The sequence below is a fragment of the Ureibacillus sp. FSL K6-3587 genome, assembly GCF_038593165.1.
In the GTDB taxonomy this organism is placed as follows: domain Bacteria; phylum Bacillota; class Bacilli; order Bacillales_A; family Planococcaceae; genus Ureibacillus; species Ureibacillus suwonensis.
Window position 1 is genome coordinate 1140080 of the sequence record NZ_CP151969.1, and the last position, 26973, is coordinate 1167052.

A 26973-nucleotide genomic window follows, 5' to 3' on the forward strand; every position below is an offset into this window, starting at 1 on the left:
TATATATGAATCTACTCTCCCTCAAAAACGGACAACGTGTTGTTTTTATACTTTTTATTCATTATAATAAACCGTAATATATCATTACAATAATCAAAAATGCTGATTGTGTCGGATAACCAACACCATCTTCAAATGTGTTGAATAATGTTTGGGGGAACAATAATGCGTAATGGAAATATGGATATACGTGTCATACGTACAAAAGAAGCGATTAGAAATGCATTGGTGGAATTAATTGAAGAAAAAGGTTTAGATGCCCTTACTGTAAAAGAGATTACTACGAAAGCGAAAATTAACCGAGGAACTTTTTATGTTTATTACCAGGACAAGTATGATTTAGTTAACAAATGTGAGGATGAGTTTTTACAAGAGTTAGCTGATATGATCATAGAAAACTTTTCGAAAACCATGAATGAAAAGAAAACGAATCCTTCGGCAACGATTCCTGTTACCCTTGCTATCTCCATTTTTGAACATATAGACCGAAATAGAAAATTTATGAAAGCTATATTAGGACCAAAAGGAGATTTATCGTTCCATACAAAGATGAAAGAATTCATGTGGAAAACATTATTTGAAAACAACAAATTCATTCAGCAAGAAAATCTCTTAGTTCCTATCGAATACCTCATTTCCTATATTTCGTCTGCACATTTAGGCGTTATACAACAATGGTTGAATAGTGATAAAAATGAATCTCCTCAAGAGATGGCTCATATTTTATACACCATGACTGCTAATGGTCCTTTCTATGCTGCAGGCTTAAAACGTTAATAGATTAGGGGCAGTACTAAATTATGCAAAATGGTCCCAAATTTGGTCTTTGTTCGATTATAAATCGAGTAGGAGGGAGCGATTAACTCCCGTCCTCTCACACCACCGTACGTACGGTTCCGTATACGGCGGTTCAATTAAGATAATTGACGCAAGTTTTCATAACGAGCTTCAAGACTTTTCAGCCCTTGGTTTCTCCAATAGGAGTTACCAAGGGTTCTGTGTAATATTGGACTATTTGAAATACGCCAATAACTCTTCCGAGTATTTCCCCATTCATACGCTTGCCATTGTGCGAAGTCCTGCTCGTTTACTTTTCACGTAAATGTTACAGTCATCCGCATATCGAACGAATTTGTGTCCTCTTCTTTCCAATTCTTTATCTAGTTCATCTAGTACAATATTAGACAGTAGCGGACTTAATGGTCCTCCTTGTGGAGTTCCTTCTAATGTGCTTGACACCACACCATTTATCATGACTCCCGATTGTAAATACTTACGAATCAATTTCAGTAATGGTTTATCTTGGATTCTCTTCGCGAGTGTACCCATTAATCTGTCATGGTTGACCTTATCAAAGAATTTCTCCAAGTCCATATCTACAACCCATCGATGTCCATCTCTTATATATTCTTTCGCTTTCCTCACCGCATCATGGGCACTTCGGTTTGGTCTAAATCCGTAGCTGTTTTCAGAGAATGTAGGGTCATACACTTTTGAAAGTACTTGGGCGATTGCTTGTTGAATCAAACGGTCTGTTACGGTAGGGATTCCTAGTAAACGAACACCGCCGTCAGGTTTCGGGATTTCGACTCTGCGGACTGGCATTGGTTCATAAGTTCCCTTGAGAATTGCCTCCTTAATAGATAGCCAGTTTTCGACTATGTGCTGTCGTAGGTTTTGTACGGGCATCATATCTACTCCGTGGCTTCCTTTATTCTGTTCTACACGTTTTAGTGCTTGAAGCATGTTCTCCCGTGACAGGATTTGATTCAAAAGCATCGTTATTCTCCTTCCGTGAATAGCTGTTCTCTTTATGCCAGTGGTCACTCCACCCTCCAAGAGGTCCCCCACGGGATTCACCGCTTCCTTCCTCAAGTGAGGTACTACGTTTTCTGTTTCATCATGACTCACTGAATGCCAAGGGCTATTCTCTCTTAATTGTTCGGTCCTTCTTAGTTGTTCTAAACCAACTAATACTATGACCTCTGCTGACTTCTGACGGTTCAGCTACTTATCACTAAGTAGGTTATGAAGCGTACTTCACCTATCCGCCAGACCTCCCCGGGTAAGTACATGCACTTTCACACCATCTATCCGCCTCATTTACTCGATATGACCTTCGACAGAAAGAGCTTTGTTTTGTTTCGCAAACTCACTCAATCATACCTAGCCTTATATGAGGTTCGTGTTCCTCGGACCGGTGTTTTGCCTCCAGCTTCCTTCAGATTCCGCGTCACCACGGACACCCTTGCTCTTGGCTAACCTCTACTTCTGTCTTCGGGGTTCGGGACTTACACCCTATAGTGCATGTACATGCCGGGCGCACAAAAACACCATTTTCTCCCGGGAGAAAATGGTGTTTTTATCTTTTGTCCCAGCCTCTTTTTCATTATTTGTCAGGAGTAATAACTTCTTTTCCACCCATATAAGGTCTTAATACTTTTGGAATTACGACGCTTCCATCCTCTTGTTGATAATTTTCCAAAATGGCTGCAACTGTCCGGCCAATGGCTAGCCCTGAACCGTTCAATGTATGAACATATTCCGGTTTTGCCCCGTGTTCGCGGCGGAATCGAATATTGGCGCGTCTTGCTTGGAAGTCTTCAAAGTTAGAGCAAGATGAAATTTCGCGGTATTTATTTTGGGCCGGCATCCATACTTCCAAATCGTATTTTTTGGCAGCTGTAAAACCTAAGTCAGCTGTACACATTTTCACCCGTTGATAAGGAAGTTCCAATAATTGAAGCACTTTTTCCGCATGACTTGTCAACAATTCCAGCTGCTCATAAGATTCTTCCGGTTTGACAAAGCGGACAAGCTCCACTTTATTGAATTGGTGCTGACGAATCAATCCGCGCGTATCACGGCCTGCTGAACCTGCTTCAGAACGGAAACATGCACTATAGGCAGCAAAAGCTTTCGGCAACATATCGGCACTCAAAATTTCATCGCGGTAGAAGTTTGTCACAGGCACTTCTGCTGTTGGAATCATGAAATAATCCGTTTCCGCCAATTTAAATACGTCTTCTTCAAATTTTGGCAATTGTCCTGTTCCCAATAAACTGTCGCGGTTGACAATGACAGGAGGAAGCATTTCTTCATATCCATGTTCTTCCACATGCAAGTCCAGCATGAAATTTGCCAGTGCCCGTTCGAGTTTTGCACCTAAACCACGGTAGAATACAAAACGGCTTCCTGTTACTTTTGCCGCACGCTCAAAATCGATAATGCCCAAATCCGTTGCCAAATCCCAGTGAGGTTTCACTTCAAAATCAAATTTTGGCACGTCCCCCCAAGTGTATTCCACTACATTGTCGTCTTCGCTCTCACCAATCGGAACAGATTCATGAGGAAGGTTTGGAAGACGCATCATCATATCTTTGAACTTTTCTTCAATTTCTACGAGTTCCGCATCCAACTTTTTGATTTCTTCACCCACTTCACGCATGCGGGCAATCAAATCATCAGCATTTTCTTTATTGCGTTTCATGACAGCAATTTGTTCTGATACTTTATTGCGCTCAGCTTTTAATTCTTCCGTTTTTGCAATTAGTTCACGACGTTTGGAATCAAGGGTTTCAAATTCATCAAAATTTCCTAAATCTTCGTTGCGTGTTAAAAGAATTTTTTTCACTTCTTCATAGTTTTCACGGACACGTCTAATATCTAGCATGTTTATTCCTCCAAACTTGAAAAATTATTCCATATAAAAAGCTCTCAATCCCATAAAGGGACGAGAGCTACCCGCGTTGCCACCCTAGTTGATTAAACAAAATGTTTAATCCTCTTATTTCATAACGGCTTTACAACCGACCCAATCCTACTAAGCATTTCAGCTGGGCAACTCATGGATGGATTCACAAGGGTTTTTATCAGCTTCCACCAACCGCTGACTCTCTTAAAAAAACTGACTTGCTACTACTTCCAATCATCGCATTATCGTTAATCGATTTTAACCATAGCGTACTATATCCCGTTAAATTTTGCAAGAAAAGACTTTATTAACTTTATTTTGACAAATCTCATCTAACTTGCAAAAGTTCTTCTTTGGAAAGAGTAGCAATATCAATACCTTTCATAGGATTACCTAAATCCTTTGAAAGTTCAGCTATAAGTGGGTAATCATTATAATTTTTTGTCGCTTCAACAATAGCTCTTGCAAACTTTTCTGGATTTTCCGATTTAAATATACCGGAACCAACAAACACTCCATCTGCTCCTAATTCCATCATTAATGCGGCATCGGCTGGTGTGGCAACCCCTCCTGCTGCATAATTTAATACAGGCAACCGTCCTCGTTCTTTAATTTGTAGCAACAACTCATAAGGCGCACCTAATTTTTTTGCTTCCACCATTAATTCATCTTGACTCATGTTAACAATTTGACGTACTTGGGCATTTACTTTTCGAATATGACGTACAGCTTCTACAATGTTTCCTGTACCTGCTTCACCTTTCGTACGCAACATGACTGCCCCTTCTCCAATTCTCCGCGCTGCTTCTCCTAAATCGCGACACCCACAAACAAAAGGTACGTTAAACTCCTTTTTTAACAAATGGAATTCATCATCCGCTGGTGTTAATACTTCACTTTCATCAATCATATCTACACCTATTGATTCTAAAATACGTGCCTCCACAATATGGCCAATTCTTACTTTTGCCATCACCGGAATGGATATGGCATTCTTTACTTCCTCAATAATGCGAAGATCAGCCATCCTAGCTACTCCGCCTTCTTTTCGTATATCTGATGGAACTTTTTCTAATGCCATTACCGCAACAGCACCTGCCGCTTCTGCAATTTTTGCTTGCTCAGCATTCACAACATCCATGATTACGCCGCCTCGGGGGATATTAATTTCTTTAAAATTTTCCATATTATTACCTCCTATTATTTGTTGATTTTTAGTATAATGATTTTTGACAATATAAAAAGTTCCAAAATTACAAAAATTTATATGGTCAGTTGGAGGTATATACGATGGACATGCTGATCTTCCAATTGGAAAAAGAAAATGCTAAACCTTTGTATGAACAACTCTACAGCGGCATAAAAAATGCAATTATTCAAAAACAAATTGAAGTAGGAACGAAATTGCCATCTAAGCGAAAATTAGCGGAGTTTTTAAATATTAGTCAAACTACCATTGAAATTGCATATTCTCAATTATTAGCGGAAGGATATATTACATCTATTCCCCGTGTAGGTTATTTTGTTGAAGAAATTGATGAACTGCCTTACGTAGAAAAAAAACAAACGACAATCGAAATTCCCCAAAAAGAACAAAAACAATATCGATATGATTTTCATCCTGGTAAAGTTGATGAAGAATCCTTTCCTTTTGTTGTATGGAGAAAGTATGTAAAAGATATATTTGATATTACTTCAAAAGAGTTGTTACAAATGGGTGAACCCCAAGGAGAAGTAGAGTTACGAAAGGAAATCGCCAATTATTTATTTCAATCGAGAGGTATTCATTGCAAACCTGAGCAAATCGTTATTAGCTCTGGAACTGAGCTTTTATTACCGATGATTTTGCGCTTATTTGAAGATGATTTCATATTAGCCCTTGAAAACCCTGGTTACTCAGCAATACCGAGAATTCATTTAAATAATAATGCCATTCCTATTTCTGTGGATGAGGAAGGTTTAGTAGTTGATGAACTTGAACAAACAAATGCTAATATCGTCTATATTACTCCATCACATCAATTCCCGACAGGGGCAGTGCTGTCAGCTACAAGAAGAACTCAACTACTGAAATGGGCAAGCAAAGCACCTAATCGATATATTATTGAAGATGATTATGATAGTGAGTTTCGCTACATTGGCAAACCCATTCCAGCCCTACATGGTTTAGATCAAAATGATAAAGTGATTTATATGAGCACATTTACAAAATCATTGATGCCATCACTTAGGGTTGCTTATATGGTATTGCCTCATCATTTATTAATGAAATATAAAGAAATATTTAGTTATTACTCAGCAACGGTCCCACGTTTCGTTCAACACATATTAGCCAATTTTATGAAAGATGGTCATTTCTCTAAACATTTAAATCGCATGAGGAAAATTTATCGAAAAAAACATGATAAATTAAAACATACGCTAACTACTTTTTATCCTGATATAAAAATAACAGGAGACCAAGCTGGAATGCATGTGCTAATCTCGATTCCTAGCGGTAAAAATGTTGACCAACTGAAGCAAATTGCAAATCATCATGGCATCAACATTACTCCTGTAACCAATTATTTGTTAAAGCCCATTGAATATAAACATCCTACCTTCTTGCTTGGATTCGGAGGTATTCCTTTAAATCAAATAGAGGAAAGTATCCACCAATTGATGGAATGTTGGAACGTACAAAAAAATAAAAAACTCGCTAAACTATAGATGTCTTAGCGAGTTTTTTATATTAGTATATTATACATATATTTCCCATAAATATTTCCCAAGCAATATTTTTTCTTTAATCTGCATATTTCTTTTTTAATTGTTCTGAACCAGTTCCACCAATAATCATTAATACTAATGGTAAGAAATTTGAAATTACTTTAGGTAAACCATCGGGAATTGTTATATTCGTATAAAAAAATAAATTGGAACCTAGAATGATGATTTTAATGAGTATTAATAATACCCCTAGTAAAAATAAACTGTCAAAAAACGATTTTAATTTGGGGTGAGCTAATTTTTTACTATCTTGAATTACTTTTTCCTTCAAATCATTGTCACTCCTTAACATTTCATCTATTGTAATACCAAATAAATCGCTTAGTGCAATAATTACTTCAATACTTGGATAGTTCTTTCCAGTTTCCCATTTTGATACTGATTGACGACTGACATGAAGTTTATCTGCAAGATCTGCTTGTGTCCAACCTCGTTTTTCCCTTTCATTTTTTAATCGTTCACTAAATGTCATCGACGGCAACTCCTTTCTTATGTCAATATAAATTAAAAGTAGTATGAAGTAAAGAGAGCTATGGGCGCATGATGATGCAACGGATAGTTGCCATCACCAAACGCCAATTATATACCATTTTATATAAAATTTACATTTAATTTCCAAAAGTATTAGAATATATATCAAAGAAAAAAGCTAAGAATCCACATCTAGTGGTTCCTAGCTTTCTTGAAATAAATTCTATTAGCGAAAAGTTTTAATTGCCTAATTTGTTATGAAAATAAGCCTCCTACAAAACCAGTAATGCCTCCCCAAAGATTACTGAAGAAATTACCGATTCCTTGGAAGAATAATGAGATAAATCCTGCTCGTTCAACATCGTCTGCTGTTACTACATCAACAGCCATTTCTTTACCATCGATAAAACCGTAATCAGAACCTTCTTTTCTTTCAATTACAACTTTCCCAACTACCGTCCCTTTTTCAACTTTCGCTTCAAGGGACTCTTTATCTAACACTAACTTTGGTTGATATAAATCTTTTTCTGATGTTTTTACAAGCATGGATAAAGGTTCTTTTACAGCAATTTTTACTTTATCTTCTTTTCCTTTAATGACTTTAATAGATTCTTTTCCTTTTTCAGAAAAGTCGGCTGGAATAATTTCTTGTTTTGCAAATTGGCTAAAACCATAATCGAACAATTTTGCTGTTGCATCAAAACGCGCTTTATATGAACCAACACCGTTTGAATCAACAGCATTCATTACAACTGAAATTAAACGTGTACCATTTCGTTCAGCAGTTCCTGTGAAACAGTAACCGGCTAAATTTGTTGTACCTGTTTTTAATCCGTCAACACCTTGATATTGATATACCAACCCTGGCAACATGAAGTTCCAGTTTTCCATCTTAATGGCATCATCTGTACCTTCTCTGAACGTTTTTCTCGGAATGCTAGCAGTCTCTAAAACTTCAGGATAATCTTTCAGTAAATGATAGGCAAGTTTTGCAACTGAGCGAGCTGGCATTACGTTTTCATCTTCCGGACCTGTCCCAGCAGGATGCATGCCCATTAAATCAGCATTATTTAATCCTGTTGAATTGACAAATTTATAACCTTCAAGACCCAATTCTTTCGCTTTTTTATTCATTAATTTGACAAACTCTGTTTCCGTTCCAGCAACCATTTCGGCAATTGCCACTGTCGCCGCATTGGCAGAGTAGATTGCCATGGCTTCATATAATTCTCTTAATTTATAAGTTCCATCCGCTCTTAGTGGCACATTACTTAATGCGCGATTTTGTGACAATTTATACACATATTCTGAGACTTTATATTCCTGATCCCATGAAACTTTGCCATCTTTAATGGCATCTAATAGAATATACTCCGTCATCATTTTGGACATACTTGCAATTCCAAGGGGTGTGTCCGCATTTTGCTCATATAAAATTTTCCCTGAATCTGCGTCAATTAATATGGCAGCTCCTACCGTCAATCCTAAATCTGTTTCAGCATTTGCTTGTGGCGTCGTTACAAACATGCTAAAAAGCAGAATAGGAATTAATAATAAGCCAATCAAAGATGTCTTCCTAGCTTTTTTCACAAAACGTACCTCCACTCATTATTATCATCTTCGCTCATTTTATCATAGATTACGTTCCCTGTGTGTGAAAGAACGATAAAAAACCACTCTTCCAACATCTACCTTGACGTTGAAAGAGTGGCCAGGTTTCATCCAATTATTGTAGAGAGTAGTTTGGAGCTTCTTTAGTAATTTGAACAGTGTGTGGATGGGATTCACGAAGACCGGCATTGGTAATGCGGACAAATTGAGAATACTCGCGCAAATGTTCCAAGTTTGGCGCGCCGCAGTATCCCATACCTGAACGAACTCCGCCGACCAATTGATGGATTGTATCAGCAAGAGGCCCTTTGTATGGTACACGTCCTTCAATACCTTCAGGCACCAATTTTTTTGCATCTTCTTGGAAATAACGATCTTTTGAACCTTGTTCCATCGCAGAAAGGGAACCCATACCGCGGTATACTTTGAAACGGCGTCCTTGGAAAATTTCTGTTTCCCCTGGTGATTCAGTTGTACCGGCAAGCAATGAACCAAGCATTACGGCATGTCCACCTGCTGCAAGAGCTTTTACGATATCACCGGAATATTTGATACCACCGTCGGCAATAATCGTTTTGCCATATTCACGGGCTACTGTAGCACAATCGTAAATGGCTGTAATTTGTGGTACACCTACACCTGCAACAACCCGAGTCGTACAGATGGATCCAGGGCCGATACCTACTTTTACCACATCCGCTCCAGCTTCATATAATGCACGAGTTGCTTCTGCAGTCGCCACGTTACCAGCGATAATTTCCAAATCCGGATACTCTTTGCGAATATTTTTTACAGTATCAATAACGCCTTGGGAATGACCGTGAGCCGTATCGATCACAATAATATCCACTTGCGCTTCCACTAATTTTTTCACACGGGCATACGTATCACTTGAAACGCCAACCGCCGCGCCAACAATCAATCGTCCGATGCTGTCTTTTGCTGCATTAGGGAACTCAATCACTTTTTCAATATCTTTTATTGTGATTAACCCTTTTAATTTTCCTTCTTCATCTACAATTGGAAGTTTTTCGATTTTATATTTTTGCAGGATTTTTTCTGCTTCTTCCAATGTCGTTCCTACAGGAGCTGTGATCAAATCTTCTTTTGTCATGACTTCTTCGATTCTCAATGAATAATCGGAAATGAAGCGCAAATCACGATTCGTAATAATTCCAACTAATTTTTGTTCTTCTTCATTATTTACAATTGGAACACCCGAAATGCGATATTTACCCATTAAATGTTCAGCATCAAATACCTGATGTTGAGGTGTTAAAAAGAAAGGATTGGTAATAACCCCATTTTCTGAACGCTTTACTTTTTCGACTTCTTCTGCCTGTTCTTCAATGGACATGTTTTTGTGGATGATTCCAAGCCCACCTTGACGTGCCATGGCGATTGCCATTTTTGACTCAGTGACTGTGTCCATTCCCGCACTAATAATCGGAATATTTAATTTGATTTTTGGCGTCAGTTGCACAGATATATCAACTTCTCTAGGCAATACTGTTGAATGCGCTGGTACTAACAATACATCGTCAAACGTTAAGCCTTCTTTGGCAAACTTCGTCTCCCACATTTCGATTATTCCTCCTAGTATAAACGAATATTATTAGTAAGATTAACAACATGTTTTCCCAGTGTCAAGAATCTGATAAATAGAAAAAGTATTCGGATTATTGAAAATTGTCTACATGTTTTTTCAAATGATGAAGTGTGTCAAACTAGCTTTATTTTGTTCTTTTTCACATTAATTATGAAAATTGCTATTGTTTGATCAAAAATGGCTTGTGAAAGTGGAGTTTTTATGTACTGTTGATTTCTGTTTTTTAGACTAAAACAGAATAGTTGTTTTTTTGGTGGGGGGATGGTGGGTACGAAACTTTCTTGATTTTCTTGTATCTTCTTAATACTTTTTATTTTTATTTAAATTCTGCCTCCATATAAAAATGAATAAACTTTCGGTCTTTCTTTGTAAAGATTTTTAGTTTTAATAAATAAAATGCAGAAAACTAAAATAGTAATTTTTATTAACTACGTCCCACTCTCGCAGGGGATTCCCCCAATTACCATCGGCGCGAACTACGAAGCACGTTGACCGGCTACTCTCGTCAGTTTCGGCGGTCCGGTGCTCACGTACCCGACGCTTGCGCTCCGTGCCGCCTCACTTCCTTGATCTTCTTGGTCCCCGTGCTTCTCGTCTACTACTAATGGTTCTTCTGCTTGACTCTTTTATTCCTGTTTCTGTATCGCGCCGAGCTGACCTCCGGTCTTTGGTAGTTGGGGGCTTATTTTGGGCAATAAAAGAGGCTGGGACATAACTAATAAAGTGAACGAGCTGCAAAAAAAAATTTTGTAAAAAATTGATATCACAGAAAATTGATTGGAGTGACGGGGCGACTCCTGCGGGAACAGCCCGAGTCTCGAGACCCCGCAGGAGCGAAGGTTTGAGCTCCGAGGAGGCTCGAGCCGGGCCCGCGGAAAGCGTCCCCGGAACGGAAATCAATTTTCTTCAATTATCAAAAAAACACCATTTTTCTCCCGTGAGAAAATGGTGTTTTTTATCTTTTGTCCCAGCCTCCTGCTTGCGAAGCGACGTCCTACTCTCGCAGGGGGAAGCCCCCAACTACCATCGGCGCTAAAGAGCTTAACTTCCGTGTTCGGTATGGGAACGGGTGTGACCTCTTTGCCATCATCACTTCACAAGGACTGAGAGGTTGTTCTCTCAAAACTGGATAACGGCATTGAAAGCTTTTCTTTTGGTTAAGTCCTCGATCGATTAGTATCCGTCAGCTCCACACGTCACCGTGCTTCCACCTCGGACCTATCTACCTCATCGTCTTTGAGGGATCTTACTTGCTTATGCAATGGGAAATCTCATCTTGAGGGGGGCTTCATGCTTAGATGCTTTCAGCACTTATCCCGTCCACACATAGCTACCCAGCTGTGCCTTTGGCAAGACAACTGGTACACCAGCGGTGTGTCCATCCCGGTCCTCTCGTACTAAGGACAGCTCCTCTCAAATTTCCTGCGCCCACGACGGATAGGGACCGAACTGTCTCACGACGTTCTGAACCCAGCTCGCGTACCGCTTTAATGGGCGAACAGCCCAACCCTTGGGACCGACTACAGCCCCAGGATGCGATGAGCCGACATCGAGGTGCCAAACCTCCCCGTCGATGTGGACTCTTGGGGGAGATAAGCCTGTTATCCCCGGGGTAGCTTTTATCCGTTGAGCGATGGCCCTTCCATGCGGAACCACCGGATCACTAAGCCCGTCTTTCGACCCTGCTCGACTTGTAGGTCTCGCAGTCAAGCTCCCTTATGCCTTTACACTCTGCGAATGATTTCCAACCATTCTGAGGGAACCTTTGGGCGCCTCCGTTACCTTTTGGGAGGCGACCGCCCCAGTCAAACTGTCCACCTGACACTGTCTCCCAAGCCGATCAGGCTTGCGGGTTAGAATTTCAGTACAACCAGGGTAGTATCCCAAGGGCGCCTCCAGGGAAGCTGGCGCTCCCCCTTCTACGGCTCCTACCTATCCTGTACAAGTTGCACCGAAATTCAATATCAGGTTACAGTAAAGCTCCACGGGGTCTTTCCGTCCTGTCGCGGGTAACCTGCATCTTCACAGGTACTATAATTTCACCGAGTCTCTCGTTGAGACAGTGCCCAGATCGTTACGCCTTTCGTGCGGGTCGGAACTTACCCGACAAGGAATTTCGCTACCTTAGGACCGTTATAGTTACGGCCGCCGTTTACTGGGGCTTCAATTCGGAGCTTCGCTTGCGCTAACTCCTCCTCTTAACCTTCCAGCACCGGGCAGGCGTCAGCCCCTATACGTCACCTTGCGGTTTTGCAGAGACCTGTGTTTTTGATAAACAGTCGCCTGGGCCTATTCACTGCGGCTCATCGGGGCTTGCACCCCAATGAGCACCCCTTCTCCCGAAGTTACGGGGTCATTTTGCCGAGTTCCTTAACGAGAGTTCTCTCGCTCACCTTAGGATTCTCTCCTCGACTACCTGTGTCGGTTTGCGGTACGGGCACCTCCCGCCTCGCTAGAGGCTTTTCTTGGCAGTGTGAAATCAGGAACTTCGCCTCCTAAGAGGCTCCCCATCACCGCTTGGCGTTACGGGAAGCGGATTTGCCTACTTCCCCGCCTTGCGGCTTGGACACGCGCGACCAACGGCGTGCTTTCCCTATCCTCCTGCGTCCCCCCATTGCTCAAACGGCGGGGAGGTGGTACAGGAATATCAACCTGTTGTCCATCGCCTACGCCTTTCGGCCTCGGCTTAGGTCCCGACTAACCCTGAGCGGACGAGCCTTCCTCAGGAAACCTTAGTCATTCGGTGGATGGGATTCTCACCCATCTTTCGCTACTCATACCGGCATTCTCACTTCTAAGCGCTCCACCAGTCCTTCCGGTCTGACTTCTGCGCACTTAGAACGCTCTCCTACCACTCGTGCGAAGCACGAATCCACAGCTTCGGTGAACCGTTTAGCCCCGATACATTTTCGGCGCAGCGTCACTCGACCAGTGAGCTATTACGCACTCTTTAAATGATGGCTGCTTCTAAGCCAACATCCTGGTTGTCTAAGCAACGCCACATCCTTTTCCACTTAACGGTTACTTTGGGACCTTAGCTGGTGGTCTGGGCTGTTTCCCTCTTGACCACGGATCTTATCACTCGTAGTCTGACTCCCGCGTCTAAATAGCTGGCATTCGGAGTTTGTCTGAATTCGGTAACCCGAGGTGGGCCCCTAGTCCAAACAGTGCTCTACCTCCAGTATTCGTTACGCGAGGCTAGCCCTAAAGCTATTTCGGAGAGAACCAGCTATCTCCAAGTTCGATTGGAATTTCTCCGCTACCCACACCTCATCCCCGCACTTTTCAACGTGCGTGGGTTCGGGCCTCCAGTGAGTGTTACCTCACCTTCACCCTGGACATGGGTAGATCACCTGGTTTCGGGTCTACGACCACGTACTCTTTCGCCCTATTCAGACTCGCTTTCGCTGCGGCTCCGTCTCCTCGACTTAACCTTGCACGTAATCGTAACTCGCCGGTTCATTCTACAAAAGGCACGCCATCACCCGTTAACGGGCTCTGACTACTTGTAGGCACACGGTTTCAGGTTCTCTTTCACTCCCCTCCCGGGGTGCTTTTCACCTTTCCCTCACGGTACTGGTTCACTATCGGTCACTAGGGAGTATTTAGCCTTGGGAGATGGTCCTCCCGGATTCCGACGGAATTTCACGTGTTCCGCCGTACTCAGGATCCACTCTGGAGAGGATGGATTTTCGACTACAGGGCTGTTACCTTCTACGGCCGTCCTTTCCAGAACGGTTCGTCTAACCCATCCTTTTGTAACTCCGTATAGAGTGTCCTACAACCCCAAGAGGCAAGCCTCTTGGTTTGGGCTGTTCCCGTTTCGCTCGCCGCTACTCAGGGAATCGATGTTTCTTTCTTCTCCTCCAGGTACTTAGATGTTTCAGTTCCCTGGGTGTGCCCTCTTAACGCTATGAATTCACGTTAAGATACTGCTCCATTACGAGCAGTGGGTTGCCCCATTCGGAAATCTCCGGATCAAAGCTTACTTACAGCTCCCCGAAGCATATCGGTGTTAGTCCCGTCCTTCATCGGCTCCTAGTGCCAAGGCATCCACCGTGCGCCCTTACTAACTTAACCTTGCGGCTTACGACTTGCTTGCGCCTCGTAACCCTTGATGGTTTGCTTTTCTATCAGAAAAGCGTAAGAACTTTACAGTAAATTACTTACTTTCAATGTCGTTTATCCAGTTTTCAAAGAACAACAGCAATATTCTAATCCGGTATAACCTCGAGATGAATCATTTCATCTGCGAATGTCATACAAGTATGGAATATATGGTGGAGCATAGCGGGATCGAACCGCTGACCTCCTGCGTGCAAAGCAGGCGCTCTCCCAGCTGAGCTAATGCCCCAAAAATATGGTGGGCCTAAATGGACTTGAACCATCGACCTCACGCTTATCAGGCGTGCGCTCTAACCAGCTGAGCTATAGGCCCATATTTTGAGGTTTTATAAACCCTCAAAACTGAACACAAAACGCTAATGTTTTCCGTTTATATCCTTAGAAAGGAGGTGATCCAGCCGCACCTTCCGATACGGCTACCTTGTTACGACTTCACCCCAATCATCTGTCCCACCTTCGGCGGCTGGCTCCCGGAGGGTTACCTCACCGACTTCGGGTGTTACAGACTCTCGTGGTGTGACGGGCGGTGTGTACAAGGCCCGGGAACGTATTCACCGCGGCATGCTGATCCGCGATTACTAGCGATTCCGGCTTCATGCAGGCGAGTTGCAGCCTGCAATCCGAACTGAGAGTGGCTTTTTGGGATTCGCTCCCCCTCGCGGGTTCGCCGCCCTTTGTACCACCCATTGTAGCACGTGTGTAGCCCAGGTCATAAGGGGCATGATGATTTGACGTCATCCCCACCTTCCTCCGTATTTGTACGGCAGTCTCCTTAGAGTGCCCAACTGAATGATGGCAACTAAGGACAAGGGTTGCGCTCGTTGCGGGACTTAACCCAACATCTCACGACACGAGCTGACGACAACCATGCACCACCTGTCACCGCTGTCCCCGAAGGGAAGGCCATGTCTCCATGGCGGTCAGCGGGATGTCAAGACCTGGTAAGGTTCTTCGCGTTGCTTCGAATTAAACCACATGCTCCACCGCTTGTGCGGGCCCCCGTCAATTCCTTTGAGTTTCAGTCTTGCGACCGTACTCCCCAGGCGGAGTGCTTAATGCGTTAGCTGCAGCACTAAGGGGCGGAAACCCCCTAACACCTAGCACTCATCGTTTACGGCGTGGACTACCAGGGTATCTAATCCTGTTTGCTCCCCACGCTTTCGCGCCTCAGCGTCAGTTACAGGCCAGGAAGCCGCCTTCGCCACTGGTGTTCCTCCATATCTCTACGCATTTCACCGCTACACATGGAATTCCGCTTCCCTCTCCTGCACTCAAGTCTCCCAGTTTCCAATGACCCTCCCCGGTTGAGCCGGGGGCTTTCACATCAGACTTAAGAGACCGCCTGCGCGCGCTTTACGCCCAATAATTCCGGACAACGCTTGCCACCTACGTATTACCGCGGCTGCTGGCACGTAGTTAGCCGTGGCTTTCTAGTAAGGTACCGTCAGGGCGCAGCCAGTGACTGCTGCGCTTGTTCTTCCCTTACAACAGAGCTTTACGATCCGAAGACCTTCTTCGCTCACGCGGCGTTGCTCCATCAGGCTTTCGCCCATTGTGGAAGATTCCCTACTGCTGCCTCCCGTAGGAGTCTGGGCCGTGTCTCAGTCCCAGTGTGGCCGATCACCCTCTCAGGTCGGCTACGCATCGTCGCCTTGGTAGGCCGTTACCCCACCAACTAGCTAATGCGCCGCGGGCCCATCCTATAGTGATAGCAGAACCATCTTTCAACCCCGAAGCATGCGCTTCGGTGTGTTATCCGGTATTAGCACGCGTTTCCGCGAGTTATCCCGGTCTATAGGGCAGGTTACCCACGTGTTACTCACCCGTCCGCCGCTAACCAATTAAAAAGCAAGCTTTCTAATTGGTCCGCTCGACTTGCATGTATTAGGCACGCCGCCAGCGTTCGTCCTGAGCCAGGATCAAACTCTCCAAAAAAGAGATTTGATTAGCTCAAAAATTACTTGTCCGAATCCGGTTGTCAACGAGGGTTAACAACCGGAAGTATTATTACATCAACGTTTTAGTGTTCAGTTTTCAAGGTTCATATCCTATCGCCTCGCAGCGACTTAATTATAATAACAATTTTCAAAATGTATGTCAATAAAAATTTCAAATTATTTTTTTAACAAATCATTTTTAAGAAAAAACTTTTAATAAAAAACGATTTGTTCTTGGAAAACGGCTTTTTATTGACATGAAAAAGAAGTATTCAGATATGAAAATTATTTGGATCATTCACGAGATAGAATTCTATTATAGAATGATAAAAAAATCAAGCTTTATTATCATTTTTTAATCGTTTGGTATGACTCGGGAAATCATTAGCGCATTTTGTTTGGATAAATCGATAATCTCTCCATTTTTTAATAGCCTGATAATAGGGCGGGTTGGGTAAAACTGATTGACAAAAATTACTTCCGCTTTTTCCAGGTTTGTTAATTCCACCTTTGTTCCAATCGGCAAATCGGCCACTAAGTTTGTTAAAGTATTGACCACCTGGATATCAAATTTTCCAAATTCCGTTTCTTTAATCATTTCAATGACTTTGAATAAAGATTCCTTTGACCGATATACGCGATCGCAAGTCATGGCATGGAATGTATCAGCCACAGCAATGATTTGCGCCAATTGGGACACTCTTCCCATTTTAATTCCTATCGGGTAGCCGCTGCCATCCAAGCGTTCGTGATGTTGTAGTACGGCGAGTTTCATTTCAGGCTTTAAAGCGGCCAATTCTTTCACCATGTTATAACTATAAACCGGATGTCTACGGATTTCGTCGTATTCATTTTTCGTAAGGGCACCCTTTTTATTCCGTATAATCTTAGGAACTTTTGCCATCCCGCAATCTGCAAGGGCTCCAGCAATGCCGATTTGCAACGTATTTCCCCGGTCAAAGCCCAGCTTGTTTGCAAGTGTGGCCGCAATTAATCCTGTAGCGATGCAATGGTGGTACAGATAATCATTTGGTGTGGAATAATGGGTCAAATCAAAAAGATACGACCGGTCTTCCAAAACTTTTTCGATTAATGGGAAAATGACCTCTCTCACTTTAATCAGGTCAATTTTTGCGCCAGCTTCCCATTTACTGAATTCTTTTTTAAATATTTCTAAATTCGCCAAATATTCCTTCCCGAACGTACTAAGTTGATTATCTTGTTCGGCAATCACGCTTTCTTCTTTCTCCACTTTTTTATTTGAAACACGTTTTTTCTTCTCATCAAAAAGAATTGGCACTTCCTGAATATTGAACGCTCTGAATACATGCAAAAGTTCGGAAGTAATGGGTGTATTTTTTGCAACGATCGGATATCTAGTATTTGCGTAAATATCTTTTCCGACAATATCTCCAAAATCCAAATTATTGATGTGAACCATTGTTATCTTCAATCTGAAAACCCCCTTTTCTGATTATTCATAAATCCATCCTCCATGCAAAATTATACAATATTTTACTTATTCATTTTGGATATTTTTATGAATAAAAAAAACAGAAACATCATAATAAAGCGATGTTTCTGTTTAAGGAATTTATTCATGTTTTTATTTCATTTTCCTTTACATATCAGGCTTTATCATTTTCTTCTTTTTCTGTTATATCGTTTTCATCGGAATTTTCTTCTTTCTTCACTCTAGCTACTGTTGCCACGCATTCATCTTCGGCCAAGCGGATTAGCCGTACCCCTTGCGTATTTCTGCCGATACAAGATATATCATTCACGTCCATACGGATGAGTATGCCATTGTTTGTAATCAACATGATGTCTTCTGTGCCGTCCACGGTTTTTACCGCGCACATTGGGCCGTTTTTCTCTGTAATCTGAATCGTTTTTATGCCTACTCCACCCCGGTTTTGCAGGCGATATTCAGATTCAGGCGTCCGTTTTCCGTAACCTTTTTCAGTTACGACCAAAATATCTTGACCCGGTTCGACGATTTCCATACCGACTACCCAATCGCCTTCGCGAAGTTTAATACCGCGTACTCCGGCTGCGGTACGGCCCATTTCACGAATATCCTGTTCTTCAAAACGGATTAACATGCCGTTTCTGGTACCAATGACAACATGTTTTGAACCGTCTGTTAATCGGACAGAAATCAATTCATCATCTTCGTTCAAATGAATTGCAATTAAACCGTTATTGCGGATATTGGCAAATTGGGATAAAGAAGTGCGCTTTGTAATCCCCATTTTTGTCGTAAAGACGAAGAACGCATTTTCATCATATTCTTTTACACCAATCATCGCCGTAACTTTTTCTTCTTTCTCAAGATTTAACAAGTTAACGATTGGTAAACCTTTTGCTGTACGTCCGTATTCAGGGATTTCATATCCTTTTGCCCGATACACTTTCCCTTTGGAAGTGAAGAATAAAATGACGTCATGGGTAGATGTGAACAATAAATGTTCCACAAAATCATCTTCGTGGGTATTCATTCCTTGCACTCCGCGGCCGCCGCGTCTTTGACTGCGATATGTGTTGGCCGCCAATCTCTTAATATATCCTCTATGGGTCAATGTAACGACGGAATCTTCCCTTGGGATCAAATCTTCATCTTCAATCATTTCCGGACCGCCGGGAGCAATTTCAGTTTTGCGTTGGTCATTATATTTTTCTTTAATTTCTAACAGTTCTTTTTTAATAATGTCAATAATTTTTGACTCATCAGCTAAAATGGCTTTTAATTCGCCTATAAGTTTTTGCAAATCATGATATTCATTCTCTATTTTTTCTCTTTCCAGTCCGCTCAAACGAACGAGGCGCATATCGAGGATGGCTTGTGCTTGTTTTTCCGATAAGTTAAAGCGCTCCATTAAAATGGGTTTTGCTTCTTCTCCTGTGCGAGAAGAACGAATGATATTGATGATTTCATCGATATGATCAAGAGCAATGCGCAAGCCCTCTAAAATATGTGCCCGATCTTCCGCTTTCTTCAATTCATATTGAGTACGGCGGGTGATGACTTCTTTTTGATGTTCTAAATATTGATAAAGCACTTCTTTTAAACTTAATACTTTTGGTTGGCCGTGAACGAGGGCAAGCATGTTCACGCTAAAATTCATTTGCATGGCCGTTTGTTTGTATAAGTTGTTCAACACCACATTGGCATTGGCATCTTTTCTTACTTCTATAACAATCCGCATGCCCCGGCGGTCAGATTCATCACGAAGATTGGAAATTCCTTCGATTTTTTTATCCCGAACGAGCTCAGCAATTTTTTCAATTAACTTCGCTTTATTCACTTGATATGGAATTTCTGTTACAACAATGGTTTCTTTTCCAGTCGAACTTGTTTCAATTTCCACTTTTGCACGCACAACAATTGTGCCACGTCCTGTTTCATAAGCGCGACGAATTCCGCTTCGTCCTAAAATAATCCCGCCTGTCGGAAAATCTGGCCCTGGAATAATTTCCATCAACTCATCTGTTGTAATTTCAGGATTTTCCGCTACTGCGATAACCGCATCAATTGTTTCTCCCAATTGATGCGGAGGAATATTTGTTGCCATACCAACAGCAATTCCTGAAGCTCCGTTTACGAGCAAGTTAGGGAACCGAGAAGGCAATACTTTTGGTTCCTTTTCAGTTCCTTCATAGTTTGGATCATAATCAATCGTATTTTTATTGATATCCCGAAGCATCTCCATCGCAATTTTTGACATGCGGGCTTCCGTATAACGCATGGCAGCAGCGCCGTCTCCATCAACTGAACCAAAGTTGCCATGTCCATCCACTAAAACGTAACGATAGCTAAAGTCCTGCGCCATCCGCACAAGTGCATCATAGATGGAAGAGTCTCCGTGGGGATGGTATTTCCCCATTACATCTCCTACGATGCGGGCACATTTTTTATACGGTTTATCTGAATGGTTTCCCAATTCATACATGCCGTAAAGAATACGGCGTTGAACAGGTTTCAAGCCGTCTCTCACATCCGGCAGGGCACGGGAAACAATGACGCTCATTGCATAATCTAAAAAAGATTTTTGAACTTCTTCGCTAATTTTCACTTGTTTGATTTCTGAATTAATATTTTCAGCCATGGATGAGCCCTCCTTTCATGCATATTAAACGTCTAGATTTTCAACATATACTGCATTTTCTTCAATAAATTGTCTACGGGGCTCTACTTCATCGCCCATTAGTTGTCTAAAGATTTGATCGGCTTTAATGGCATCATCCAATTGGATTTGAAGCAACGTACGTCTTTCTGGATTCATCGTTGTTTCCCATAGTTGTTCAGCATTCATTTCTCCTAAACCTTTATATCGTTGAATTGTAGGTTTTGGATTATCTGGAAGGCGTTTTAAAATTTCCTGAAGTTCTTCATCTGAATAACAGTACTCTACATGCTTTCCTTGCTTTACTTGATAAAGAGGCGGTTGGGCAGCATATACATATCCTGCTTCGATAAGCGGACGCATGAATCGGAAGAAGAATGTTAGCAATAGAATGCGGATATGTGCTCCATCGACATCAGCATCGGTCATAATGATGATTTTATGATATCGGGCTTTTTCTAGATCAAATTCATCTCCGATACCTGTACCAAAGGCTGTGATCATGGCGCGAATTTCCGCATTGGATAAAATGCGGTTTAAATTGGCTTTTTCCACATTTAAAATTTTTCCGCGCAAAGGCAAGATGGCTTGGAAGTAACGGTCACGACCTGATTTAGCCGATCCGCCCGCTGAATCCCCTTCGACAATGAAAATTTCAGATTCTGCCGGATTTGTAGAAGTACAGTCAGCAAGCTTCCCTGGTAAATTTGAAATTTCCAACGCTGATTTTCTTCTTGTAAATTCCCGGGCTTTTTTGGCCGCAACACGAGCTCTAGCAGCCATTATTCCTTTTTCAACAATTTTTCTAGCAATCGATGGATTTTCTAATAAAAATCGTTCAAAGCTTTCCGAAAAGATTTGGTTTGTAATGGCACTTACTTCCGAATTTCCTAATTTCGTTTTTGTTTGCCCTTCAAATTGAGGATTCGGATGTTTTACAGATATAATGGCAGTTAAACCTTCGCGGACATCTTCACCTGTTAAATTTGCATCGTTATCTTTAATCATGCCGCTTTTTCGTGCATATTCATTAATGACACGAGTCAAAGCCATTTTAAACCCAGATTCATGGGTACCGCCTTCATAAGTGTTGATATTATTTGCAAAGGAATAAATGTCAGTGGAGTATCCCGCATTATATTGCAATGCAATTTCAACGGAAATTCCATCCTTTTCCCCCATAATATCAATCGTTTCATGAATCGGCTCTTTCGACTCATTTAGATGCTCTACATACTCTCGAATTCCGCCTTCGTAATAATAAGTATCAGAATGCACTTCATCCCCGCGCTCATCTGTCAATGTCAGCCTAATGCCGCGGTTTAAATAAGCCAGTTCACGCAAGCGGGTTGCCAATGTCTCGTAATCATATACAGTCGTTTCCTTAAAAATTTCCGGATCCGCTTTAAAACGTGTTGTCGTTCCAGTTTCATCTGTATCTCCCAACACTTTTAGCGGTACAACCGTATTCCCTCTAGCAAACTTAATATAATAAATATGACCATCCCGTTTTACATACACTTCAGTTTCTTCGGAAAGCGCATTTACTACAGAAGCTCCAACACCATGCAAACCTCCGGAAACTTTATAGCCGCCGCTTCCAAATTTTCCTCCAGCGTGGAGTACAGTCATAATTACTTCAACGGCAGGAATACCCATTTTTTCATGGATGCTTACCGGTATCCCCCTGCCGTTATCTTCCACACGAATCCAATTATCTTTTTCTATCGTTACATGAATTTTATCGCAATAACCAGCTAATGCTTCATCAATACTATTGTCTACAATCTCCCACACTAAATGGTGTAAACCTTTTGAATTTGTTGAACCAATATACATTCCTGGACGTTTGCGGACAGCTTCTAATCCTTCTAAAACTTGTATTTGTTCAGCATCATAATTTCCCTGAACTTTACTATCTTCTAAAGCCACCACGTTCACCTACTCTTTCATACCCTAGTATGCATTTATTTCATCACATAAAATCCTATAAAATCCAATGATCAACTATTCAGTCTCTATTTTTCCTTGTTTCACGTGAAACATTTTTGCGTGTTGTAATGTCTCATGGTGAATTCCATCAACACTTGTAGTCGTAACAAAGGTCTGAACTTCTCCTTGAATCGTGTTCAGCAAATGGGATTGACGGAAATCATCCAATTCTGACAATACATCATCCAAAAGCAATATAGGTGATTCTCCTGTTTCTTGCTTAATTAATTCAATTTCAGCCAACTTTAAAGAAAGGGCAGTTGTCCTTTGTTGTCCTTGCGATCCATAAACCTGAACATCATAATCGTTGACTAAAAATTGCAAGTCATCACGATGAGGTCCGATGAGTGTCAGGCCCCTTTCCATTTCCTTTTCTTTCACTTGAGCGAATTTTTCCGCTAAGTATGTAGATATATCGGTGATGGACCAATCTTTATCAATTCCTTTGGTTGTGAAGTATTTTATTTTTAACTTTTCCATTCCTTGAGAGATGCCGGAATGGATCTTTTCCGCCCATTCCTGTAATAGATCAACAAATTCAAAACGCTTACGAATAATTTGTACAGCGGATTGAATATATTGTTCTGTGTAAATATCAAATAATACTTCATCGATTTTTTGTTTTTCTTGATAACTTTTCAATAACTGGTTTCTCTGCTTTAAGAGCTTATGGAAATTCAGCAGTTCATGCAAATAAACGGGGGAAATTTGGCCAATTTCCATATCAATAAAACGTCTGCGCACTTGCGGACTTCCTTTTACGATGTTCAAGTCCTCCGGCGCAAACATGACAACGTTAATTTGACCTATATAGTTACTTAGTTTCGATTGTTCAATATGGTTAACTTTTCCCTTTTTCCCTTTTTTAGTAATTAAAAGCTCCAAAGGAAAGCTAACATGTCGTTTTTTGATTTCCCCTTTTATTTTACCATAGTCTGTTTCCCAACGTATCAATTCTTTATCATTGCTCGTCCGGTGGGATTTGGCCATCGCCAATACATAGATGGATTCTAAAATATTCGTCTTTCCTTGGGCATTTTCTCCAATGAGGACATTGATTTTTGGAGAAAACTCTAAATTGAGAGATTCATAATTGCGGTAATTGGTAAGTTGTAAACGTTCAATAATCATTCCTTTTCTCCGTTCTTGTTTACAATTACATATCTTCCACAACCAGGAATATTGATGAAATCGCCATGTCTTAATTTTCGTCCACGTCGTCTTTCAATTTCACCGTTGACATACACATTGTTTTCTTCCAAATACCATTTGGCCATACCACCAGAGCCGATCACATTGGTCACTTTCAACACCTGACCGAGCGTGATGAATTCCGTGTCAATAACTAATTCATTCAAATAAATTCAGCCTCCGTTAAACGAACATCTATCAATTAATCTTACCTTAATTTTCGCCAATAAGCCAGAAAAGCAACGGATGCCTACCTTAATTTTTGACGAAAAGCTTCTAATTCAAACCTTTATTCATGCTTACATACTTCTCCAATCAGAATTAAAAAACGAATATTAAAATCGTTTCAACTAAAATTTTTTGATTTTTAGTATAAAAAAAGTTTCACAACATATAATGTCGTAAAACCTGCCGCCAAATCCCGTGTTTTAATGAAAGACCCAATACGTTTTGAGTAAAAAAAATGTGTAGACAAGCCTGAAATTCGGCTATATCTACACTTTTCAAAAATTAATATGTTCTCACCGGCAGTATCAACTGAAGGATGGCATCATCATTCACTGAACGTAGAATGAATGGTCTCATTGCACCGGTAAATTGAATGATTACTTCCTGCCCTTGCCCATCAATCGCTTTTAATGCTTCCATCATGTATTTTGCACTAAATGAAATAACCAGTTCTTCACCTTCGTTTGAGTGAACCGGAATTTGTTCTTCCACTTTTCCGATTTCCGGTGAATTGGATGAAATTTTCACACCTTCATCTTCCAATGTTTCAAAACGGACAACGTTGTTCCGATCTTCTCTGGCCACAAGAGAGGCGCGGTCAATTGCTTGCAATAATGTTTTTCCATCCAACGTAATATTGGTTTTGAATTCCGTTGGTATTAAGCGGGAAGTATCCGGATAATTTCCTTCCAGCAAACGGGAGAAGAATAATACGTGATCCGTTTTGAATAAAATTTGTTGGTTGGACATTGTGATTTCAACAGGATTGCTTGTTTCATCCAAAATTTTATTCAATTCATTGAGACTTTTTCCAGGAATGACGATTGACTCAATATCGCCCGGTAAAGTTTCCAGTTTCACTTTTCTCCGCGCCAAACGATGGCTATCTGTTGCAACACAGATCAATTCGTCGTTTTCTATCATCCATTTTACCCCTGTGAGCACAGGTCTGCTTTCGCTTGTTGCAACCGCAAATACTGTTTCGCGAATAATCGCTTTCAATAAATCGGCCGGTATTTCGAATTTATTATCGTTGGAGATCTCCGGCAATAACGGATATTCGGATGCATCCAAACCGATCAAATGGAATTCCGTTTTTCCTGAGCGAATATGAGTTTGAAAATCATTCACCACTTCGATTTCAACATCATTTGTAGGAAGTTTTCTTACGATTTCGTTGAACATTCGGGCTTGTAAAACGATGGATCCAGTTTCCACAATGTTGATAATTTGATCGCCGTTTTCTTCGGCTGGAATAAATGTTTGGATGGTGATATCTGCATCTGATCCTGTCAACAGAATGCCGTTGTTTCTGACATCTATTTTTATCCCGGTCAGGATAGGGATCGTTGTTTTGGAACTGATGGCTTTTGTTACATCATTTAGCCCATCCAACAGTCGATCTCGCATGATTTCAAATTTCATCGTCATACCTCACTTATTAAATTATTATTTTTTAAAATAAAAAGAGTAGGAATAGTAATAGTCGCTGTGGATTTGTGGATAAGCGTGATTTTTTCTGTTCAGACAACATATCCACATGTTAATACATTGTGAATAACCCTGTAAAAGAAAATGAAGGTTATCCACAACCTTATTTGCCAAGCATGCTGCGAATCCGCTTGATTTCTTCCTGCAGATGTTGATCCACTTTTAACAATTTTTCAATCTTCTCATGAGCATGAATAACCGTTGTGTGATCTCTTCCACCAAATTCTTCCCCAATTTTAGGCAAAGAAAAATCCGTTAATTCTCTTGATAAATACATCGCCACTTGTCGGGGGAATGCAATGGATTTTGTGCGTTTTTTTGAAGTGAAATCCTCTAATCGGATATTGAAATGTTCCCCCACAACCTTTTGAATGTCCTGAATTGTTACTGTTTTTGGTTTTGTGTTAGGCATTATGTCTTTTAACGCTTCTTGTGCCAATTCTACGGTGATGTCCTGATTAACTAAAGACGAATAAGCGACGACACGAATCAATGCTCCTTCCAGCTCGCGAATATTCGTGTCAATTTGGTTTGCTATGTAATGCATCACTTCATTCGGTATATCAAGTCCATCCGCTTTTGCCTTTTTGCGCAAGATCGCTATCCGCGTTTCTAGATCCGGAGGGGTGATGTCCGTAATCAATCCCCATTCAAACCGTGAGCGCAGGCGATCTTCCAATGTCGGAATTTCTTTTGGTGGACGGTCACTGGAAATGACGATTTGTTTTGATTCCGTATGCAATGTATTGAATGTGTGGAAAAATTCCTCTTGAGTTGATTCTTTTCCAGCCAAAAATTGAATATCATCAATTAATAATACATCCACGTTGCGATATTTGTTTCGGAAGTCTTCGGCCTTATTATCCCGGATTGAGTTGATGAACTCATTTGTAAATTTTTCTGAAGATAAATAGACCACTTTCGCATTTGGATTATGTTCAAGAACATAATGGCCGATTGCATGCATTAAATGGGTTTTTCCTAAACCAACCCCACCGTAAATGAACAATGGATTGTAGGCTTTGGCAGGTGCTTCCGCAACCGCGAGAGATGCTGCATGGGCGAAACGGTTGCCCGAACCGATGACAAAGGTATCAAAGGTATATTTAGGATTAAGCATGCTATGTGGGCTTTCTTGAGGCTCATTTGACTTCGTTTGAATGACCGGTGCCGGAATATCAAAATCATCGTTGTCCTGATCCTTTTGAACAACAAATTTAATATACAGATCTTCTCCGGTTAATTCGGACAAGATTCCTGCAATTAAATGTACATAGTGGTTTTCGAGCCATTCACGCGCGAAAGAAGTGGGCGCCGCGATTGTCACATTATTTCCTTTGTAAGAGAGCAATTTAGTCGATTTTAACCACGTCTCAAAGCTTGGTTTTGAAATTTGTTGCTCTACTCGGGCCAGGACCTTGCTCCATAACTCGTCTAAATGTTCCAAGCTTGTGACTCCTTTACTAAATATTTTTTTACAGTTTATATGAAAAACGGATCCATCATTTATTATTAAAACACAAAATCACAACCTGTGGATAACTTTTTCCATAGGTTGTGTTTATTTTTATCCACAGGTTATTAACAGTTGGGGATAAAATATTTCCCAAGATACTTTTCCACAAGGTAAAGCACAATTATCCTATCAAAAAAATTAAGCAGTTTCAATAGCTCCATAAACTTATCCACATTATTCATACGAATCCGTAAATTTTTTTCCACAAGGTA

14 protein-coding genes, 2 tRNA genes, 3 rRNA genes, 1 pseudogene and 1 other annotated feature are annotated in these 26973 nt (G+C 41.2%); of the genes and pseudogenes, 2 read left to right on the top strand and 18 right to left on the bottom strand.

The genetic code is table 11. The features are described 5' to 3' along the window. The first annotated feature begins 165 nt into the window (after positions 1-165). A complete protein-coding gene (locus tag NSS77_RS05535) occupies positions 166-777 on the top strand; it encodes a TetR/AcrR family transcriptional regulator (protein ID WP_163183403.1) in 612 nt (203 codons plus the stop codon). Between the two features lie 137 nt (positions 778-914). Here the strand turns inward: NSS77_RS05535 and ltrA are convergent. From ltrA to pdxS, 3 genes and pseudogenes are all read right to left on the bottom strand, one after another. Continuing rightward, a pseudogene (gene ltrA, locus NSS77_RS05540) lies at positions 915-1779 on the bottom strand (group II intron reverse transcriptase/maturase). Positions 1780-2389: 610 nt separating this feature from the next. Next, positions 2390-3673, bottom strand: coding sequence for a serine--tRNA ligase (serS, locus tag NSS77_RS05545; RefSeq protein ID WP_342470741.1), 1284 nt, complete (start codon positions 3671-3673; stop codon positions 2390-2392). Positions 3674-3726: 53 nt separating this feature from the next. Further along, positions 3727-3941: a binding site (T-box leader), on the bottom strand. An 81-nt stretch (positions 3942-4022) separates the two neighbouring features. Continuing rightward, the gene (gene pdxS, locus NSS77_RS05550) at positions 4023-4880 is read right to left on the bottom strand and encodes a pyridoxal 5'-phosphate synthase lyase subunit PdxS (protein WP_168412816.1); all 858 of its coding nucleotides are present in this window, start codon (positions 4878-4880) and stop codon (positions 4023-4025) included. A 104-nt stretch (positions 4881-4984) separates the two neighbouring features. Between pdxS and NSS77_RS05555 the strand changes: the two genes are divergently transcribed. Next, a complete protein-coding gene (locus tag NSS77_RS05555; protein ID WP_340709623.1) occupies positions 4985-6403 on the top strand; it encodes a PLP-dependent aminotransferase family protein in 1419 nt (472 codons plus the stop codon). 76 nt (positions 6404-6479) lie between these two features. On the opposite strand, the gene NSS77_RS05560 is transcribed toward NSS77_RS05555, so the two are convergent. The 15 genes from NSS77_RS05560 to dnaA form a co-directional block, all read right to left on the bottom strand. Beyond that, positions 6480-6935, bottom strand: a complete 456-nt coding sequence (locus NSS77_RS05560; protein ID WP_340709624.1) for a helix-turn-helix transcriptional regulator — start codon at positions 6933-6935, stop codon at positions 6480-6482. Positions 6936-7189: 254 nt separating this feature from the next. Next, positions 7190-8524: a serine hydrolase gene (locus NSS77_RS05565; RefSeq protein ID WP_342470742.1), complete on the bottom strand. Its 1335-nt coding sequence runs from the start codon at positions 8522-8524 to the stop codon at positions 7190-7192. A 136-nt stretch (positions 8525-8660) separates the two neighbouring features. Further along, positions 8661-10127: an IMP dehydrogenase gene (gene guaB, locus NSS77_RS05570; RefSeq protein WP_342470743.1), complete on the bottom strand. Its 1467-nt coding sequence runs from the start codon at positions 10125-10127 to the stop codon at positions 8661-8663. Positions 10128-11135: 1008 nt separating this feature from the next. After that, positions 11136-11251 (bottom strand): 5S ribosomal RNA (gene rrf / locus NSS77_RS05575). A 56-nt stretch (positions 11252-11307) separates the two neighbouring features. After that, positions 11308-14234 (bottom strand): 23S ribosomal RNA (locus NSS77_RS05580). A gap of 198 nt (positions 14235-14432) precedes the next feature. Beyond that, a tRNA-Ala gene (locus NSS77_RS05585) sits at positions 14433-14508 on the bottom strand. Between the two features lie 7 nt (positions 14509-14515). Further along, positions 14516-14592 (bottom strand) — tRNA-Ile (locus NSS77_RS05590). Positions 14593-14661: 69 nt separating this feature from the next. Continuing rightward, positions 14662-16214 (bottom strand): 16S ribosomal RNA (locus NSS77_RS05595). The 16S, 23S and 5S rRNA genes sit together here with 2 tRNA genes alongside, the layout of an rRNA operon. A gap of 357 nt (positions 16215-16571) precedes the next feature. Beyond that, on the bottom strand, positions 16572-17669 hold the full coding sequence (locus tag NSS77_RS05600; RefSeq protein WP_342470744.1) for an HD-GYP domain-containing protein: 1098 nt from the start codon (positions 17667-17669) through the stop codon (positions 16572-16574). Between the two features lie 175 nt (positions 17670-17844). Further along, positions 17845-20325 carry a DNA gyrase subunit A gene (gene gyrA / locus NSS77_RS05605; RefSeq protein ID WP_342470745.1) on the bottom strand — a complete coding sequence of 827 codons (2481 nt, stop codon included), beginning with the start codon at positions 20323-20325 and terminating at the stop codon, positions 17845-17847. 24 nt (positions 20326-20349) lie between these two features. Further along, positions 20350-22275 (bottom strand): DNA topoisomerase (ATP-hydrolyzing) subunit B, encoded by a 1926-nt coding sequence (gene gyrB / locus NSS77_RS05610; protein WP_342470746.1) that lies wholly within the window; start codon positions 22273-22275, stop codon positions 20350-20352. Between the two features lie 75 nt (positions 22276-22350). Then, the gene (gene recF / locus NSS77_RS05615; RefSeq protein ID WP_342470747.1) at positions 22351-23466 is read right to left on the bottom strand and encodes a DNA replication/repair protein RecF; all 1116 of its coding nucleotides are present in this window, start codon (positions 23464-23466) and stop codon (positions 22351-22353) included. Then, complete coding sequence (gene yaaA, locus NSS77_RS05620) at positions 23463-23693, bottom strand: S4 domain-containing protein YaaA (protein WP_342470748.1); 231 nt, start codon at positions 23691-23693, stop codon at positions 23463-23465. Before yaaA ends, recF begins: the two co-directional genes overlap by 4 nt. Before the next feature lie 343 nt (positions 23694-24036). Continuing rightward, the gene (dnaN, locus tag NSS77_RS05625) at positions 24037-25179 is read right to left on the bottom strand and encodes a DNA polymerase III subunit beta (protein ID WP_342470749.1); all 1143 of its coding nucleotides are present in this window, start codon (positions 25177-25179) and stop codon (positions 24037-24039) included. Positions 25180-25348: 169 nt separating this feature from the next. Beyond that, the gene (gene dnaA, locus NSS77_RS05630; RefSeq protein WP_342470750.1) at positions 25349-26692 is read right to left on the bottom strand and encodes a chromosomal replication initiator protein DnaA; all 1344 of its coding nucleotides are present in this window, start codon (positions 26690-26692) and stop codon (positions 25349-25351) included. Positions 26693-26973 lie beyond the last annotated feature (281 nt).

Coding starts and splice junctions, on each gene's coding strand:
- guaB (WP_342470743.1), bottom strand. CDS start 10,127: ATGTGGGAGACGAAGTTTGCCAAAGAAGGCTTAACGTTTGACGATGTA.
- dnaN (WP_342470749.1), bottom strand. CDS start 25,179: ATGAAATTTGAAATCATGCGAGATCGACTGTTGGATGGGCTAAATGAT.
- NSS77_RS05560 (WP_340709624.1), bottom strand. CDS start 6,935: ATGACATTTAGTGAACGATTAAAAAATGAAAGGGAAAAACGAGGTTGG.
- pdxS (WP_168412816.1), bottom strand. CDS start 4,880: ATGGAAAATTTTAAAGAAATTAATATCCCCCGAGGCGGCGTAATCATG.
- recF (WP_342470747.1), bottom strand. CDS start 23,466: ATGATTATTGAACGTTTACAACTTACCAATTACCGCAATTATGAATCT.
- serS (WP_342470741.1), bottom strand. CDS start 3,673: ATGCTAGATATTAGACGTGTCCGTGAAAACTATGAAGAAGTGAAAAAA.
- gyrA (WP_342470745.1), bottom strand. CDS start 20,325: ATGGCTGAAAATATTAATTCAGAAATCAAACAAGTGAAAATTAGCGAA.
- NSS77_RS05535 (WP_163183403.1), top strand. CDS start 166: ATGCGTAATGGAAATATGGATATACGTGTCATACGTACAAAAGAAGCG.
- NSS77_RS05555 (WP_340709623.1), top strand. CDS start 4,985: ATGGACATGCTGATCTTCCAATTGGAAAAAGAAAATGCTAAACCTTTG.